Annotated in this window: 13 protein-coding genes; 12 read left to right on the forward strand and 1 reads right to left on the reverse strand. The window is 63.5% G+C overall.

Translation table 11 applies throughout. From position 1 onward, the window contains the following. Nucleotides 1-92 precede the first annotated feature (92 nt). The 12 genes from sucD to JY96_RS14505 all read left to right on the forward strand — a co-directional run bounded on the left by sucD (nucleotide 93) and on the right by JY96_RS14505 (nucleotide 16,335). Entirely contained in the window at nucleotides 93-986 is an 894-nt protein-coding gene (gene sucD, locus JY96_RS14450; RefSeq protein WP_035038469.1) for a succinate--CoA ligase subunit alpha, read from the forward strand. Nucleotides 987-1,081: 95 nt separating this feature from the next. Beyond that, on the forward strand, nucleotides 1,082-1,783 hold the full coding sequence (locus JY96_RS14455; RefSeq protein ID WP_035038471.1) for a TerC family protein: 702 nt from the start codon (nucleotides 1,082-1,084) through the stop codon (nucleotides 1,781-1,783). Between the two features lie 17 nt (nucleotides 1,784-1,800). Further along, the gene (locus JY96_RS24030) at nucleotides 1,801-3,330 is read left to right on the forward strand and encodes a serine/threonine-protein kinase (RefSeq protein ID WP_235333936.1); all 1,530 of its coding nucleotides are present in this window, start codon (nucleotides 1,801-1,803) and stop codon (nucleotides 3,328-3,330) included. A gap of 68 nt (nucleotides 3,331-3,398) precedes the next feature. Then, nucleotides 3,399-4,199 carry a Stp1/IreP family PP2C-type Ser/Thr phosphatase gene (locus tag JY96_RS14465; RefSeq protein WP_035038473.1) on the forward strand — a complete coding sequence of 267 codons (801 nt, stop codon included), beginning with the start codon at nucleotides 3,399-3,401 and terminating at the stop codon, nucleotides 4,197-4,199. A gap of 35 nt (nucleotides 4,200-4,234) precedes the next feature. Next, nucleotides 4,235-4,960 (forward strand): FHA domain-containing protein, encoded by a 726-nt coding sequence (locus tag JY96_RS14470; protein ID WP_035038475.1) that lies wholly within the window; start codon nucleotides 4,235-4,237, stop codon nucleotides 4,958-4,960. A 30-nt stretch (nucleotides 4,961-4,990) separates the two neighbouring features. After that, nucleotides 4,991-5,806: a 3',5'-cyclic-nucleotide phosphodiesterase gene (locus JY96_RS14475; RefSeq protein ID WP_035038477.1), complete on the forward strand. Its 816-nt coding sequence runs from the start codon at nucleotides 4,991-4,993 to the stop codon at nucleotides 5,804-5,806. Nucleotides 5,807-6,039: 233 nt separating this feature from the next. Next, nucleotides 6,040-6,570: a pilin gene (locus tag JY96_RS14480; protein ID WP_304413407.1), complete on the forward strand. Its 531-nt coding sequence runs from the start codon at nucleotides 6,040-6,042 to the stop codon at nucleotides 6,568-6,570. A gap of 49 nt (nucleotides 6,571-6,619) precedes the next feature. After that, nucleotides 6,620-8,359 (forward strand): phosphoethanolamine transferase, encoded by a 1,740-nt coding sequence (locus JY96_RS22385; protein ID WP_052162546.1) that lies wholly within the window; start codon nucleotides 6,620-6,622, stop codon nucleotides 8,357-8,359. Nucleotides 8,360-8,423: 64 nt separating this feature from the next. Then, nucleotides 8,424-10,469 (forward strand): transketolase, encoded by a 2,046-nt coding sequence (tkt, locus tag JY96_RS14490; RefSeq protein ID WP_081961272.1) that lies wholly within the window; start codon nucleotides 8,424-8,426, stop codon nucleotides 10,467-10,469. 68 nt (nucleotides 10,470-10,537) lie between these two features. After that, nucleotides 10,538-11,536, forward strand: a complete 999-nt coding sequence (gene gap / locus JY96_RS14495) for a type I glyceraldehyde-3-phosphate dehydrogenase (protein ID WP_035038480.1) — start codon at nucleotides 10,538-10,540, stop codon at nucleotides 11,534-11,536. Nucleotides 11,537-11,616: 80 nt separating this feature from the next. After that, on the forward strand, nucleotides 11,617-14,262 hold the full coding sequence (locus JY96_RS14500) for an alkaline phosphatase family protein (RefSeq protein ID WP_035038483.1): 2,646 nt from the start codon (nucleotides 11,617-11,619) through the stop codon (nucleotides 14,260-14,262). A 267-nt stretch (nucleotides 14,263-14,529) separates the two neighbouring features. Next, nucleotides 14,530-16,335 (forward strand): S8 family serine peptidase, encoded by a 1,806-nt coding sequence (locus JY96_RS14505; protein WP_035038485.1) that lies wholly within the window; start codon nucleotides 14,530-14,532, stop codon nucleotides 16,333-16,335. Here the strand turns inward: JY96_RS14505 and JY96_RS22390 are convergent. Next, on the reverse strand, nucleotides 16,316-17,113 hold the full coding sequence (locus tag JY96_RS22390) for a hypothetical protein (RefSeq protein ID WP_052162547.1): 798 nt from the start codon (nucleotides 17,111-17,113) through the stop codon (nucleotides 16,316-16,318). The two genes, JY96_RS14505 and JY96_RS22390, sit on opposite strands and share 20 nt — an antisense overlap. Between the last annotated feature and the right edge of the window lie 29 nt (nucleotides 17,114-17,142).

Here is a 17,142-nt window from a genome sequence, read left to right on the forward strand (position 1 = left end):
GCGCTCCCCCTCTAGGGGGCGTCGCCAACGGCCCGGCAAAGCCGGTTCCGTGGCGCCCGCTGGGATCAACATCTTCGAGCTAGGTACCCATCATGAGCATTTTCATCAATAAAGACACCAAGGTCATCACCCAAGGCATCACGGGCAAGACCGGTCAATTCCACACCCTGGGCTGCCAGGCCTACGCCAACGGCAAGAACGCATTCGTCGCCGGCGTGAACCCCAAGAAGGCCGGCGAGAAGTTTGCCGACATCCCCATCTTCGCCTCCGTCAAGGACGCAGCCAAGAACACCGGCGCCACCGTGTCGGTGATCTACGTGCCGCCCGCTGGCGCCGCTGACGCCATCTGGGAAGCCGTCGAGGCCGACCTGGATCTGGTCATCGCCATCACCGAAGGCATCCCTGTGCGCGACATGCTGATGGTGCGCAACAAGATGAAGGCCAAGGAAGCGGCCGGCGGCAAGAAGACCTTGCTGCTGGGCCCCAACTGCCCCGGCCTGATCACGCCTGAAGAAATCAAGATCGGCATCATGCCCGGCCACATCCACCGCAAGGGCCGCATCGGCGTCGTGTCCCGTTCGGGCACGCTGACGTACGAAGCCGTGGCACAGCTGACCGAACTCGGCCTGGGCCAATCCAGCGCCGTGGGCATCGGTGGCGACCCCATCAACGGCCTCAAGCACATCGACGTGATGAAGGCCTTCAACGACGACCCCGATACGGACGCCGTCATCATGATCGGTGAAATCGGCGGCCCCGACGAAGCCGAAGCTGCTCAATGGTGCAAGGCCAATATGAAGAAGCCCATCGTCGGCTTCATCGCCGGTGTCACCGCCCCTCCGGGCAAGCGCATGGGCCATGCCGGCGCGCTGATCTCCGGTGGTGCCGACACGGCCGATGCCAAGCTCGCCATCATGGAAGAGTGTGGCTTCAAGGTCACGCGCAACCCGTCCGAAATGGGCCGCATCCTGAAGTCGCTCATCTGACGACATTGCAGAGTCTGTGCATTCCTGGGTGACCCGTCCGGGAAACCAAACCAATCAGCCCCTACACTCAGGGGCTGATTCATTTTTGTAGCGACATGGAAGCATTGATGACCCCGGAGTTCTGGCTCGCCGTTGGCCAGATTGTGATGATCGACATCCTGCTGGGGGGCGATAACGCGGTGGTCATTGCGCTGGCTTGCCGCAACCTGCCGCCCGAATTGCGCACCAAGGGCATCATCTGGGGAACGGCCGGCGCCATCGCGCTGCGCGTGGTGCTGATCTTCTTTGCGATGTCGCTGCTCAAGCTGCCTTACCTGAAACTGGTGGGTGCTGTGCTGCTGCTGTGGATCGGCATCAAGCTGCTGGTGCCGGACGACGACGACCACGGCAACCTGCAGGCCAGCGATCGCCTGCTGGGCGCCATCAAGACCATCATCGTGGCCGACTTCGTGATGAGCGTGGACAACGTCATCGGCATCGCCGGTGCCGCGCAGGGCGCGGGCCACGAAGGCCATCAGATGCCGCTGGTGATCTTTGGCCTGCTGGTGAGCATCCCCATCATCGTGTGGGGCTCGACCATGGTGCTCAAGCTGATGGACCGCTTCCCCATCATCATCACGGCCGGCGGCATGCTGCTGGGCTGGATTGCCGGTACGCTCGCGGTCAGTGACCCGGTGGCCCTGCCGCATGTGCCTGACGCGGCCTCCACCCGTTATTTCGCGGGGGTGTTGGGGGCCTTGCTGGTGCTGGTGGTGGGCACCGTGCTGGCCAAACGATCTGACACGACGGAGGCCTGATCCCGATGTCGTCGGCCTTGCTTTCGATCATTCTGGCGCTGCTGGTGCTGATCGGCGTCGGGCTGCTGATGTGGTTGCTGCGCCAGCGTCGCCAGCCGCCTTTGGCACGCAACGGCTTTGTGCACACTCGTCCTGTCTTTGTTGATACGGACCCGGTCACGGGCGCGAGTCCGCAGGCCAGAGCATCCGCACACGGCTTGGCCGATCCTGACGAGGATGCCGGCCCCGAGACGGTGCTGTCCTACCTGGATACGCCCAGCAACTCGGCCTTCCAGTCTCAGTTCTCCAACAGCCACCCCTCGCTGTTCCACGAGGACTTTGCCTCCAGCACGATGCCCCAGGCCCTGATGAACCTGGGCCCGCACACACCCATCGAACAGATGGGCGTTCAGCGCATCCAGCGCGCCATGCAGGCCCTGGGTGACGGGCCGGTCGACCAGGCCTGGCAGACCATGCAGGGCTTCTTCCCGGATGCCGGCAACCGCCACGCCGCACTGGAGACCCTGGAGCGCATCGCCGTGGCCTTCGAGAGCGAGGCCCGCTACGACTGTGCCCGCGACGTCTACGAGCACATCGCCGACATCGACCCGCAATGGCACCAGGTCAAGGTGCGCCTGATGCGCGCGCGCGGCCTGGCCCAGGTGGCCACGGCCAACACCTGGGGCACCGTGCCTGCCCGCCCCATGCCGCAAGTGGCCCAGGGCCAGATGGGCAAGTACCTGGTCGAAAAGCAGATCGGCAAAGGTGCCATGGGCGCGGTGTACCTGGGCTACGACCCGGCCACGGACCGCAAGGTGGCGCTCAAGACCATGGCGCTGGCCCAGGAGTTCAGCGGCGCCGAACTGGCTGACGCCCGCAACCGCTTCCTGCGCGAGGCCGAAATGGCGGGCCGCCTGCAGCACCCGGACATCGTCAGCATCCTGGATGCGGGCGAGCAGGGCGGCGTGGCCTACATCGCCATGGAGCTGGTCGACGGGGTGGACATGAGCCACTACACGCATCCTGATCGCCTGCTGCCGCTCAACCAGCTGCTGCCCATCATGGCGCGCGTGGCCGATGCCCTGGCTTACGCCCACACGCGTGGCGTGACCCACCGCGACATCAAGCCAGCCAACATCATGGTCGACCTGGGCCGGGGCACGGTCAAGGTCATGGATTTTGGTGTGGCACGCGTGGCCGACGCCACCCGCACGCGCACGGGCGTGGTGCTGGGCACGCCCACCTTCATGTCACCCGAACAACTGTCCGGCCAGACCATCGATGGCCGCAGCGACCTGTACTCGCTGGGTGTGGCCCTGTTCCAGCTGCTCACCGGGCAGTTGCCTTACCGCAACGATTCCATGGCTGCCCTGATGCGGGCCATTGGCCGCGAAACAGCACCCAATGTGTGCAGCATCAGGCCCGATCTGCCGCCCGCGCTGGGTGATATCGTCGCCCTGGCCCTGGAGAAACACCCCAATACGCGCTACGCCACAGGCCAGCAGATGGCCGAAGACTTGCGTGCGGTGGCGCATTCACTGCAAAGCCTGGACCTGGACCTGGGCTGAGCCCTGCCAGCCCTGCCTAGCCGACATCCCTGATCCTTCCACCATGAAAACCCAGCGACAATCCCGCCATGGACTTTGAGTTCTTTAGCCAGACCGACACCGGGCGGGTGCGATCCAATAATGAAGACTCCATCGCCGTGGACGAGAGTTGCGGCGTGGCCGTGCTCGCCGACGGCATGGGCGGTTACGCGGCCGGTGAAGTCGCCAGCGGCATGGCCTGCGATTTCATCAAGAGCGAATTGGGGCGCTGGCTGCACGAGGCCTCCAGCAACGCCAGCGACGGCGACGTCAAGCGCGCCATGGATATCTGCGTCGACAACGCCAACCGGGCGATTTTCGGGGCCGCCAATTCCAACCCGACTTACGCCGGCATGGGCACCACCCTGGTTCTGGCGGTTTTCCGGTCAGGTCGCCTGTTATTGGGGCATATTGGTGATTCGCGCGCCTACCGCTGGCGTGACGGCCAGCTGCAGCAGATCACAAAAGACCATTCGTTACTGCAAGAGCAGATCGATGCTGGCATCCTTACGCCAGAGCAGGCTCAGTACGCCGCCAACAAGAACCTGGTGACCCGGGCCCTGGGGGTCGAGGATCTGGTCCTGATGGAAACGCATCTGCACGATATCCAGTCCGGCGACGTCTATTTGATGTGCTCGGACGGCCTGTCCGATATGCTGCGAGATCAGCAGATCGCCGAGGTCATGGCTGCCCACACCAGCTTGCCCGATATGGGTGCGGCCCTGGTGGCAGCGGCCAATGACGCAGGTGGCCGGGATAATATTGCCGTCGTGCTGGTGCGTGCACAGGGAGCAGCCGATCCGGCGCCGAGGTCCTGGTGGCCTTTCAAGCGCTTGACTGGTTTAAATTAAACGCCAAATAGAGATCAATACCCGAGAGGTTCCGAATGGGAAAACTGGTCGTCTCGCTAGACGGGGTCGTCATCAAAGAAGTCCAAATCACCAAGGACAAAACCTCGCTTGGGCGCCGCCCATATAACGACATCGTGATCGACAACCTGGCGGTCAGCGGCGAGCACGCCGTGCTGCAACTGGTGGGCAACGATGTTTTCATCGAAGATCTCAACAGCACCAACGGCACCTACATCAACGGCAAGGCCGTCAAGAAGCAGCTGCTGCAGCACAACGACACGGTCGAAATCGGCAAGTACAAGATCAAGTACCTGGTCGAAGAGGGCTCCGACTACGAGAAGACCATGATCATGCGGCCCGGCACGCCCCTGCCCACGGCCATGTCGTCTGCGCAGGGCGGCATGAGCGTAGGGGGCTCGTCGTCCGTGCCCCAGGCCGCGTTTGGCAGCACCATGGGGGCGGCCACACTGGGCTCAGGCTTTGGCGGCCTGAACACGCAGTCGCCGGCCTCCATCAAGGTGCTCAATGGCGCCGCGGCAGGCCGTGAAGTCGCCCTGACCAAGGTGGTGACCACCGTGGGCAAGCCCGGCGTGCAGGTGGCCTCGATCACCAAGCGCCCGGGTGGTTATGTGTTTGCCCACGTGGAAGGCGGTGCACGCCCCACCGTGAACGGCAACCCCGTGGCTGGCGACCCCGTGCACCTCAAGAATGGTGACGTGATCGAGCTGGCCGGCACGCAAATGCAATTCGTGCAGGCCTGATCAGGTGGGCTGCCAGCCAGGAGCCCAGCCATGATCCGCGTATTAGGTTGTTCCGGGTCGATCGCCGCGCGTTGCCACACGACGGCCTTTCTGCTGGATGACGACATCCTGCTGGACGCCGGCAGCGGTGTGGGCGAATTGCGGCTGGACGAACTGGCGCGCATCGACCACATCCTGCTGAGCCACAGCCACCTGGACCACATCCTCAGCATCCCCTTGCTGGCTGACAGCGTCATGAAGCTGCGCGCTGGCCCGGCTGGCAGCATGAGTGACCTGCGGCCCATCCATGTACATGCCCTGCCGGAGACGCTGGAGGCCATGCGCCGCCACATCTTCAATGGCGTGATCTGGCCTGATTTCACGCGCCTGCCGAGCGCGGCACGCCCGATCCTGGTCTTTCATGAGTTCACCGTGGGGCAGGTGCTGACCTTCCCGGCGCGTGGTGGCATGGCAGACCGCCAGATCCATGTGCTGCCGGCGGCGCACACCGTGCCGGGCGTGGGCTTTGGCGTGGACACGCCGCAAGGCTGGTGGGTGTTCTCCGGTGACACAGGGCCCAACCCGGCGCTGTGGAAGGCCTTGAACGGCCAGCGCATTGCGCAACTGGTCATCGAGACGGCCTTTGGCGACGAAGAAGCCCATCTGGCCAAGATCAGCGGGCACCTGTCGCCACAGAGCCTGGCCCAGGAACTCGAGCAGCTCGATGGCGAGGTCAGCGTCTTCATCACCCACCCCAAGCCGGGTGAGGTGCCCTCGGTGCTGGCGCAGATCCGCGCGCTGGACACCCGCCACCGCATCGAGCCGCTGCGTGAAGGCCAGCGCTTCAATGTGCCGGTCGAGGACTGACAAATTTTGTCAGTCCTTTTGGGTGATTGACAGTTTCTGGCGTTTCAATCGAAACAAGGTCGACCAAAGCTGTCTCCCCTGAGTTTGGCACTAGGGGAAAGTGCCAACAAAATCACGATTTTTCGGCCACTGAAAGCTGGCACGCTGTCTGCGTTGTATTGAGCGTGGCCCCCGGTTGTGTGGGGTCGGTCAAAAGGCAAGTTCTTAGCGGGTCGCGGCCCAAGGAGTTAATCATGCAAGTGATGAAGCAAGTGCAAAAGGGTTTCACCCTGATCGAACTGATGATCGTGGTGGCCATCATTGGTATTCTGGCTGCCGTGGCGCTGCCTGCTTATCAGGACTACACCGTGCGCTCGCAGGTTTCTGAAGGCCTGGCGTTGACGGGAGGCTTGAAGACTGCCGTGTCTGAATACTACGCAGCCAAGGGTGCATTCCCTGCTACCAATTCCGATGCCATCTGCGGTGGCGCCAGCGTGTCCAACTGCACGGGCAACAATGCTGCGGATAACCAGGGCAACTACGTCTCTTCCATTACGGTCACGACTGGTGGCGGTCTGGATGTCACGTTTGGTAACAAGGCCAACAAGAACATCGCAACAAAGGTGCTGTCATTGCGACCCGCCCTTGATGCTGCCAAGAACGTTACTTGGATTTGCGGCGGTGCTTCTGTGCCTTCTGGTGTAACGGTGGGTGATGGTACTAATGTCGCCTCCAATGGCACAACCATCGATGCGAAGTATCTGCCAACTTCCTGCAAGATCTAATTTCTGATTTTTCAAGAAATGGCGCCCGACGGGCGCCATTTCTCCATTCATGAGCAAGAAAAGTTTTGCTTGGTTGACGCTCGCTGCCTACGTTGGCTTGCTTGTCTTGCCGGATTTATTGTCTCTGGGTGATTCAACCCCGATGGGGCAATTGGAAAACGTCGAGCGCGTGGCCTATGGCGTGGCAGCGTGGGTACTGTGGTTCGCGCTTTTTGGGCGCCGCTTGTGGTTGGGCGTGGCGCTATCCATACCATTGTTTCTGGTTTGGTGGCCCGCTGAGGTTTACTTGCGCATGCAGGTGGGGGCATCAGTGACCGCCGCCTTTATTGGTCTGTTGTTGGAAACCAATCAGCGCGAGGTATCTGATTTTCTGTCGGTGTATTGGCCCTGGGTGGCACTCGGCCTGCTGCCTTTTGCGTTTGGTGTGATGGTTGCCCGACTGGCGAAAAGCGAGGGCCTAGCCTGGGTCCATCGGACGAGGATGTGGTTGCTTATCATCCTGCCGTGCTTTGGTTTCATGACCTTCTGGGTGTTTGACCAGCAACAACAACAGTTGGATCGCGGGCTCCAGAGTCGATCAGATGTCTTCTGGATCCAACCTATGGGCTATTGGGCCGGCAAGTGGGGCTCCATCTACCCCCTGGATCCATATCTGGCCATACAACGCTATGCCGAAGACTGGCGGCGTGTAAAAGACATGCGCCAAGTCGTCGATCATTTCCGCTTTGGCGCGGTACAGCAGGCTATGCCGGCGGCGGACTTGATCGTGCTGGTCATCGGTGAGTCGGCTCGGGCGGATCGCTGGCAATTGGGCGGCTACCCTCGCCCGACCACCCCGCTTTTGTCCAAGCTGTCAAACCTGATCTATTTTTCCGATGTGGTGACCTACTCGACTGCTACACGCAGTTCGGTACCGATGATTGTTTCTCGTTCGCCGGTCGTCAACCCGGTGGGTGCGGTGGGGCCGACAGTGGAGCCGTCCTTCCTGAAGGCACTATCCGAGGTCGGCTACAAGACCTACTGGGTGTCCAATCAGTCGGCCAGCGGGTTCTTTGACACCTCGGTGGTGTTCTATGCGCGGGACGCTGATTCGGTGCAGTTTGTTAACCCAAGTAATTTTGGCGCAGAAGGTTCGTACGACGAGAGCTTGTTAGGTGGCTTGCGCGAAGCAGTGTCTCTGGGCCGCCCGGCAGCGGTGGTGTTGCACACCCTAGGCAGCCATTTCAATTATGCACACCGCTATCCCGAATCATTTGACGTGTTCAAGCCTTCCATCAAGCAAAAGGAACGGGCCTACAGCCAAGAAGTAGTTCGAAAGGTCGAAGTCAACAATGCATATGACAATAGCATTCGCTACACCGATTTCTTCTTATCTCAGGTGATTGAGGTCGTGGAGGCCTCGGGGCGATCAGCAGTGGTGATCTATGTATCCGATCATGGGGAGGACATCTACGAGCCTGGCTGTATCAGCGGGGGTATTGTGCGCAATAGCGTGGCGTCCTACCGGGTGCCAGCTTTCGCCTGGTACAGCAATCAGTTCGAGCGGCAGCGTCCTGACATAGTTGGCCACATGCGAGAAATGGCTGCCAAGCCAATGCAGACCGATTTTGCGTACCAAGCTATGCTGGATGTCGCCTCTGTCAGGCTGCCCAAATCCGCTGGGCGACCGATGCCAAGCTTCGCGACGGGGAATGTGACGGGCGCTGTGCGTTTAGTGGCTGGGCTGGGTAGTGCAGTCGTCGACTTTGATGAGGCTGCCAAGCGCGATCATTGCCGGGTTGCCAAATGAAGAAGTGAGGCGTGTTGCGGCCAAGCTAAAATCCCCGTTTTCGCGACCCAACAACCCTTCCACCATGCCCAACTCCACCAAGAACATCACTGCCATGGCCAACGCCATCCGTGCGCTTGCCATGGATGCCGTCCAGCAGGCTAATTCCGGTCACCCAGGCGCCCCGATGGGCATGGCCGACATGGCAGTGGCGTTGTGGAGCCGCCATCTGCGCCACCATCCGGCGCAGCCCCAATGGGCGGACCGTGACCGCTTCGTGCTGTCCAACGGCCACGCCTCGATGCTGATCTACTCGCTGCTGCATCTCACGGGCTACGAGCTGTCGATCGACGACCTCAAGGCCTTCCGCCAGATGCACAGCAAGACACCGGGCCACCCTGAAGTGGGCGTCACGCCGGGTGTCGAAACCACCACGGGCCCGCTGGGGCAGGGCATCACCAATGCCGTGGGTTTTGCGTTGGCTGAAAAAATGCTGGCAGCCGAGTTCAACCGCGAAGGCCACAGCATCGTCAACCACCACACCTATGTGTTCATGGGTGACGGTTGCCTGATGGAAGGCATCAGCCACGAAGCCGCCGCCCTGGCTGGCGCCTGGAAGCTCAACAAGCTGGTCGCCCTGTACGACGACAACGGCATCTCGATCGACGGCCAGGTTGCCCCCTGGTTCGTGGACGACACCCCCAAGCGTTTCGAGGCCTATGGCTGGAACGTGATTGGCCCGGTGGACGGCCATGATGTGGACGCCGTGGACGGCGCCATCGAGAAGGCCAAGATGAGCGCCGACAAGCCCACGCTGATCGTGTGCAAGACGGCCATCGGCCATGGCTCGCCCAACCGCGCCAACACGGCCAAGGCCCACGGCGAGCCCCTGGGTGGCGACGAGATCAAGCTGACCCGTGAAGCCCTGGGTTGGCCGCACGAGGCCTTCGTGATCCCCGAAGAGGTGTATGGCGACTGGAACGCCAGGGCCGATGGTGAGCTGCTGGTCAATGACTGGAATCAGCGTTTCGACGCCTACAAGGCCGCCTTCCCTGAGCTGGCAGCCGAGTTCACGCGCCGCATGGCCGGCGAGTTGCCCGCCAACTTCGCCGAGATCGCGGTGCAGGCCGTGGCGTCTGCGCACGATAAGGCCGAGACCGTGGCCAGCCGCAAGGCCAGCCAGATCGCGCTGGAGTTCTTCACGGCCGCCGTGCCGGAAATGCTGGGCGGCTCGGCCGACCTGACCGGCTCGAACCTGACCAATACCAAGAGCACCCCCGCCTTCCGCGTGGACGAAGAAGGCGCCGTGGTCCTGACCGACGGCAAGCCCGGCCGCCACATCAACTACGGTGTGCGCGAGTTCGGCATGGCCGCCATCATGAACGGCGTGGCCCTGCACGGCGGCTACATCCCCTACGCCGGCACGTTCCTGACCTTCTCTGACTACAGCCGCAACGCCATCCGCATGGCCGCGCTGATGAAGCAGCGCGTGATTCACGTGTTCACGCATGACTCCATCGGCCTGGGCGAAGACGGCCCGACCCACCAGTCGGTCGAGCACGCCGCCAGCCTGCGCCTGATCCCTGGCCTGGACGTGTGGCGCCCGGCCGATACGACCGAAACGGCCGTGGCCTGGACCATTGCCCTGGCCAACAAGAACCGCCCCTCGGCGCTGCTGCTGTCGCGCCAGAACCTGCCGTACGCACCCAAGCAGGATGCGGATGTCATCACGCAAGGCGCGTATGTTTTGGCCGAGCCCTCAGAAGTGGGGTTGAAGAAAAAGGCCGTTGCCGTGATCATCGCGACCGGCTCCGAAGTGCAACTGGCGCTGCACGCCCAGGCCGAGCTGGCCAAGCTGGGCATCCCTGTGCGCGTGGTGTCCATGCCCTCGACCACCGTGTTCGACCGCCAGCCGGTCGAGTACAAGAAGGCCGTGCTGCCCGCCAACCTGCCGCGCATCGCGGTCGAGGCCGGCGTGACGGACGGCTGGTGGAAGTACGGTTGTGCGGCGGTGGTCGGCATCGACACCTATGGCGAATCGGCCCCGGCTGGCGTGCTGTTCAAGCACTTCGGCTTCACCACCGAGAACGTGGTGGCCACGGTTCGCAAGGTGTTGTCGCTCAAGAAGTAAGTCAAGGCGCTTCTTGACCTGCTCAGGCACAGTTTCAGTTTCAGTTCAACTTTCAAGGTAAAGCAATCATGGCTATCAAGATTGGTATCAACGGCTTCGGTCGCATCGGCCGCATGGTGTTCCGCGCTGCCATCCAGAACTTCAACGACATCGAAATCGTCGGTATCAATGACCTGCTGGAGCCCGACTACCTGGCCTACATGCTGAAGTACGACTCGGTGCATGGCCGCTTCAAGGGCGAGGTTTCGGTTGACGGCAACACCCTGATCGTCAACGGCAAGCCCATCCGCCTGACCGCCGTGAAGAACCCCGCTGAACTGAAGTGGGACGAAGTCGGCGCCGACGTGGTGGTCGAATCGACCGGCCTGTTCCTGACCAAGGAAACCGCTGAAGCCCACATCAAGGCTGGCGCCAAGAAGGTCATCATGTCGGCCCCCTCGAAGGACGACACCCCGATGTTCGTCTACGGCGTGAACGACAAGACCTACGCCGGCCAGGCCATCATCTCCAACGCTTCGTGCACCACCAACTGCCTGGCCCCCGTGGCCAAGGTGCTGAACGACACCTTCGGCATCAAGCGCGGCCTGATGACGACTGTGCACGCAGCGACTGCCACGCAGAAGACCGTGGACGGCCCGTCGAACAAGGACTGGCGCGGCGGCCGCGGCATCCTGGAAAACATCATTCCTTCGAGCACTGGCGCTGCCAAGGCCGTGGGCGTGGTGATCCCTGAGCTGAACAAGAAGCTGACCGGCATGGCCTTCCGCGTGCCCACCTCTGACGTGTCGGTCGTTGACCTGACCGTCGAGCTGAACAAGGAAGCTTCGTACGATGACATCTGCAAGGCCATGAAGGCCGCCTCCGAAGGCGCCATGAAGGGCGTGCTGGGTTACACCGAAGACAAGGTGGTCGCCACCGACTTCCGCGGCGAAAGCTGCACCTCGGTGTTCGATGCCGAAGCCGGTATCGCCCTGGACAAGACCTTCGTGAAGGTCGTCTCCTGGTACGACAACGAGTGGGGCTACTCGAACAAGGTGCTGGAGATGGCGCGCGTTATCGCCAAGTAACATTTCTGTTACCGCCGTGATAAGCTGAATGACAGGGCCCACAGAGGCCCTGTTTTCACATCCAGGGGTGGATCACGGTGATGGGTCGGCGTTTGTGGTTGGTGCTGTGGACAGTCTTTGTGCTGTTGGGGCACCTGTTGTTCGATGCAAACACGCTGTATCAGCAGGCGTTGTCGCAGCAGTCCGGGGCGTATGCGCTGAGTGAGCGCCGCCTGACGGACCGTGTCGTGCTGGTGGTGCTGGATTCATGGGCACTGCGCACCCTGGCCGATGACCGGCTGATGCCCAAGCTCTACGCCCGCCAGAAAGGCGGCGCATCGGGTGTGTTGTGGGCACCGCGCCAGACCGGCACCATCCAGGGCATCCTGACGCTGGGCACGGGCATGGCGCCCAGCGGGCTGGCGGCCATCGGCCTGATGTCGTCGGCGCGCTTCGAGGGCTGGACCATCTTTGACGATGTAGCGGCGCGCGGCGAGAACGTGTCCTTCCATGGCGGCCCGGCCTGGCTGCCCTTGTTCGGTGACCGTGGCAAGGGGCATTTCCGCGAAACGGGGCATGGCCCCAACTTCCGCGACGAAGATGTCGAAGGGCTGGCGCACTCCCGTCAGGCCTTGTTGTCCGAGCATCCCCCAACGCTCAGCGTGGTCCATATCACCGAGACCGATGTGGCTGCCCACCAGTACGGCACGGAGCGCCCGGAATACGCCGCCGTGCTGAAGTTCTGGGACGATGCGCTGGACGACTACCTCCAGCAGGTGCTCAAGCCGGGCACGACCGTGATCATCACGGCGGATCACGGCAACGACGTCAACGGCAGCCATGGGGGCAGCGAGCCCATCTACCGCAAGGTGCCTGTGGTGTTCCTGGGGCAGGGCATCGACCGGGACAACCACATCGAGATGAATGCGGCCGACATGCCCGCGACCATCGCGGTGTTGCTGGGCATACGGGCGCCCGGCGCAGCGGTGGCCATGCCAGCCGTGCACGCCTTGCAGCTCACGATGGTGGAGCGCGGGCGGGTCGCCTTGATCTCGTATGCCCACAGTCTGCTGAACCGGGCAGCCTTGAAGGACCGCCCCGACCTGCTGGCCAAGGTGCAGGGTGCCTTTCCGAGCCGCACCGACGACCCGAAGTTCAGGTGGCTGACCGATCACCACGTCAAGGACATGTTGCCCCGGCTGCAGTCCACCTTCCGGGAGCTGGAAGAGCATGTGGGTTTCGTGCGCGTGGTCAACACGGTGGACTGGGTGTTCGTGGTCATGACGTTTGTGCTGGCCGTGCTGATGCTGTGGTCGGTGGCGCCGGCGGCAGCGGCCTTGCGCCCACCGCTGTGGGCGGGCACGACCGCCTTGTGTGCGGCCTTGCTGGGGATCGAGCTGTTGTTTGGCCTGCGCATTACCCACGCCGACGCCATGAAGGGCCTGATCAGGGGCGGTGCGCAGACCGCAGTGCTGCCACTTGTGCTGGTGGCCGGCGGCGGGCTGTCGCTGGCGGTGCTGGCCTGGCGCAAGCGCGCCCTGGGGTGGCAACTGGCGCGTGAGCAGCGTTTCCTGCTGGTGGTGCTGGGTTACCTGCTGACGAGCGTGCTGTATCCGGTGAACATGGTCGGCCTGATCGTGGCCATGTTGCTGGCGGCCTGGCTGTGGCAAAACCCCTTGCCATCGACCTGGCGTTGGCGCTGGCTGCTGTGTGCGCTGGTGGTGCTGACGGCCGGTACCAAGGTCTGGTCAATACTGGGTGAGAGCGCGCCCAGGCGGATGGCGGTGGGGGCGGCCCTGGCCTTGGCGGTCTCGGCCTTGATGCTGCACTGGCGCGCTTCGCTGAAGCTGGGCTGGTGGTGGGCGGCGCTGGTGCTGGCCCTGTTGATGCTGCCCTTTTCGTGCTTCAACCTGTTGGGGCTGGCAACGCAGGCGCAGTTGATGGTGGCCACCGCCGTGTCCGTGGGGGCGGGCGTGTGGGCCTACCGCTTGTGTGGCCGTGACCGCTGGCTGATCTGGCCTCTGCTGCCCACGCTGTGGTTCTGGTGGTGGGGCGTGTCGCAGCCTTGGGGCTTGTATCTGGCCTTGCTGGCAGGAGGCGGTTTGGCCGCGGCGGCGTATGTGATGGCGGCGCCTGTGGGCAACACGCGGCATGTGCGCCTGCTGGTGTCCACGCTGTGCATGTTGATGACGCTGAGCCTGCCCATGCATGTGCCGTCCGTGCTGGGGTTCGTGCTGGTGACGTTGGCCTTCTTCCAATGGCAGCCGTTGTTGGTGCAGCGTTGGCCCGCGGTGGCGATGGCTGCCGTCGTCCTGGTGGCGGCGCGGTACGGGTTGTTCGACGTTTACGGTTATGCAGACTCGCCCGCGCAGGTTTATCAGCTCAAGCACCTGGATCTGGCCGCCGCCTACCTGGGCGACGAGTCCCGCTCGATACACGGTGCGGTGCTGATGGTGGTGCTCAAGATCTGGCTGGCCGGGGTGGTGTTGATGCTGGCGGCGGGCTTGTTCAAGCCATGGCGCGGCTGGCTGGATGATGTGATGGCGGTGGCCGCGGTATTGGTGTTGCTCCAGATCGGGCAGGCGGCCGTTCGCGCCAGCCTGGCATTTGCCGAGCGGTCCCATCAGTACGATTTCGCGGCGTTCTCCATGCTGGTCCACACGGGGGTGCTGATCCTGGGCATGCTGGCTTACGGGCCACTGCGGCGCTTGCGCCTGATGCAAACGCCCCCCGCCGTTTCACCATGACCATTTCGCCATGAGATAGCGGCGTGTGATGGTGGGCATTTTTTGTGCGCAATTGTCAACATGGGCCGTACGGGCCATCGCGCGACCCATGCGCGGCCACATAATCCGGACTCTTTGGCGTTCGTTGGCACCATGTCCGTGCGCGGCGCGGCATGAAACCCTGGTAGTTGGATTGCATTCTGGATGAGCGCGGCGTTGCACATGGCTCGGGCGGCCCTGCTCGGCTTGACTCTGATTCTGGGTTGCGGAGCCTCCTCGGCAGCGAGCATGGTGTCGACATCACCGCGGCTGGCCAAGGGGCTCATCGTCAAGCTCAAACAAGCGGACAGGCGACCCGACGCGACCCGTTCCGTGGTGCGCCTGCAGGCTGCGGCCATGTCGACCGAGTCCATGCAAAGTGCGCGCTTGCGCATGGCATCCGTGGCCCGGCGGCACGGGGTGAATTATCTGGTGCAGCGCCCCACGGCCTTCGCGGCCCAGCTCATCCATTCCGGCAAGCTGGAGCCCTTCGAGCAGGCCCAGGCTGAGGCCGAGCAGCTGCGCGCCGACCCCGATGTGGAATGGGTGATCGTCAATGAAGTGGCGCACCCGGCTGGCGTGATCTCGCCGGGCTTCAATGACCCGGCCTACGAGCAGCAAACCTGGTTGCATCAGCGTGAGACCACGCTGGGCGGGCGCCAGGGCGTGGCCAATATCGCCCCGGCGTGGGGCGCCATGATCGGCAAGACCATTTCGCCGGTGGTGGTGGCCGTGCTGGACACAGGCAAGTTGCCCGCGCCTGACCTGGACGGCCGGATGGCCCAAGGTTATGACTTTGTCTCGGAAGTCGAGTATTCGGATGACGGCAATGGCCTGGACGATGATCCCTCCGATCCCGGCATTTCGCCAGAGAAGATTCGTGACCCGGCCTTGCGCACCGGCTGCAGCGCGGCGCCCTTGCAGTGGCATGGCCTGCGCATCGCTTCCATGCTGGGCGCCCAGGCGGGCAATGCCCTCAATGGTGTGGGCATCCTGGCGCCGGTGCCCGGGCCGGTGGTGCTGCCGGTGCGGGTGGCGGGCATGTGCGGCGCAGAACTCAGTGACATCATCGAAGGCATGTTGTGGGCGGCGGGCATCGATTACCAGGGCTCCCCGCCGCGCAACCTTCAGCCCGCCCGGGTGATCAACCTCAGCTTTGGCGGTGACGGTTCATGCAGCGACTCGGGCACCCACGATGCGGCCTGGTTGTACCGCGACACCATCAAGACGCTGGAGAGCAAGGGGGCGCTGGTGGTGGCCTCTGCCGGCAATGGCAGCCCCGATAACTGGCTGGGCCTGGCAACGCCCACCCGCCCGGCCAGCTGCCCCGGTGTGCTGGCGGTGACGGCGCTCAACCAGCAGGGCTACAAGGCCAATTACGCCAATCTGGTCGATGGCACCCAGCAATACGGGCTGGCCGTGGCCGGGGGCGACATGGTGATGACGCGGGATGCGAACAACCAGCCGGTCTACACCCTGGTGGATGACGGCATAGTGGCCCTCGCCGACCAGGGGACGGACCAGGGTATCGATACCAAACCGCTGGGGGTGTACGAGATGCAGGCCGCGGTGGGCACCAGTTTTTCTGCGCCCACCGCAGCCGGCGTGGCCGCGCTCATGCTGGCCGTGGCGCCCGATCTGACGGTGGCGGAGCTGCGTAACGCCTTGGTGACCCATATCGCACCCTTCCCGACCGTGTTCCCAGCGGCTTTGCCGGTGTGTCAGCCTGGGGTGAATGCGCAGGGTAATTGCGTCTGCACCACGCAGACTTGCGGCACCGGCGTGCTGGATGCCTATCGCGCGGTGAACTGGGCCATGGATCAAGCCAGTGGCGCGGCATCAGGGGCGGTCACGGTGGCGTCATCCGACAGCAGTTGCTTCAGGCCCAATCGTCTGGGCGGCGGCAGCTCCTGCAGCGATGGCGACAGCGGCGGTGGAGGCGGTGCCCTGGACACACTGAGCTTGCTGGCCTTGCTGGCCGCGTGCCTGACCAGCATGGTGATGGCCGCAGGCGTCTGGCGCGGTGCTGGTGACGTCAGGGGCGACAGGGGCTGAAGCCCTTGCCCTGTGGCAGCTTCATGCCGGCCAGCGCGACCTGCATGTTCACCGTGGCTTGCGGCACCCTCAGCACCTGCACCTCCATGCTGGGGCGCAGGTTGACGATCCTGGCGGTGCGGATGCCCCGGTTGCGCATGGTGTTGAGGCCGACTTCCGCATCTTCCAGGCGGGTGTAGCGGCCCAGCGAGATGCCCTGGGCCAGATGGGCTGGCGTGCGCACCTCTTCAAAGCTCAGGCCCTTGATGCGGCGCAGTTCGGCCTGCTTGCGTTCCAGCATGTCGGGGTCGGCGTAGGGGCCCATGTAGACCAGCCAGAGGCCCTGGATGGCCACGGTGCGGCTGCTCCAGCTGCCGGCAGGCAGTTTGGCGCGCACATTGGCCTCCACGCCGGCGTACTCCGCGGCACCGAAGGGGCCGGCCTCCACGCACTTCATGTCCTTGTTGCTGGCAGCCGCCGCCACGGCAAGGCTGGCCGCCGACGCGTTGGCCGATGCTGCGTCTGCCGGGCCAGAGGCGGCGCTCGCCTCAGCCGTGGCGCTGGTTGCGGCACTGGCGGCATCTGGTGCCACAGCCGGGCTGGCAGGGCGGCCCTTGTCATGGGCGGACGAGCCTGCTGCCAGCACCACGATCTTGTCGGCGTGAATCTGCTTGTTCAGGCGCTCGGGTTCGTGCTGCGCGTTGGGCTGCACGCCCACCAGCTGGTTGAGCCAGCCCTGGCTCCACGCGAAAAACGCGGCGTTGACGATCAACAGGATCAGCACCAGGGAGCGCAGCATGGGTGGGTGTAGGCGGGCGTGATGGGGCG

The sequence above is a fragment of the Aquabacterium sp. NJ1 genome (genome assembly GCF_000768065.1).
Taxonomy (GTDB): Bacteria; Pseudomonadota; Gammaproteobacteria; order Burkholderiales; family Burkholderiaceae_C; genus Aquabacterium.

Coding starts and splice junctions, on each gene's coding strand:
- sucD (WP_035038469.1), top strand. CDS start 93: ATGAGCATTTTCATCAATAAAGACACCAAGGTCATCACCCAAGGCATC.
- JY96_RS14455 (WP_035038471.1), top strand. CDS start 1,082: ATGGAAGCATTGATGACCCCGGAGTTCTGGCTCGCCGTTGGCCAGATT.
- JY96_RS14465 (WP_035038473.1), top strand. CDS start 3,399: ATGGACTTTGAGTTCTTTAGCCAGACCGACACCGGGCGGGTGCGATCC.
- JY96_RS14470 (WP_035038475.1), top strand. CDS start 4,235: ATGGGAAAACTGGTCGTCTCGCTAGACGGGGTCGTCATCAAAGAAGTC.
- JY96_RS14475 (WP_035038477.1), top strand. CDS start 4,991: ATGATCCGCGTATTAGGTTGTTCCGGGTCGATCGCCGCGCGTTGCCAC.
- JY96_RS14480 (WP_304413407.1), top strand. CDS start 6,040: ATGCAAGTGATGAAGCAAGTGCAAAAGGGTTTCACCCTGATCGAACTG.
- JY96_RS22385 (WP_052162546.1), top strand. CDS start 6,620: ATGAGCAAGAAAAGTTTTGCTTGGTTGACGCTCGCTGCCTACGTTGGC.
- tkt (WP_081961272.1), top strand. CDS start 8,424: ATGCCCAACTCCACCAAGAACATCACTGCCATGGCCAACGCCATCCGT.
- gap (WP_035038480.1), top strand. CDS start 10,538: ATGGCTATCAAGATTGGTATCAACGGCTTCGGTCGCATCGGCCGCATG.
- JY96_RS14500 (WP_035038483.1), top strand. CDS start 11,617: ATGGGTCGGCGTTTGTGGTTGGTGCTGTGGACAGTCTTTGTGCTGTTG.
- JY96_RS14505 (WP_035038485.1), top strand. CDS start 14,530: ATGGTGTCGACATCACCGCGGCTGGCCAAGGGGCTCATCGTCAAGCTC.
- JY96_RS22390 (WP_052162547.1), bottom strand. CDS start 17,113: ATGCTGCGCTCCCTGGTGCTGATCCTGTTGATCGTCAACGCCGCGTTT.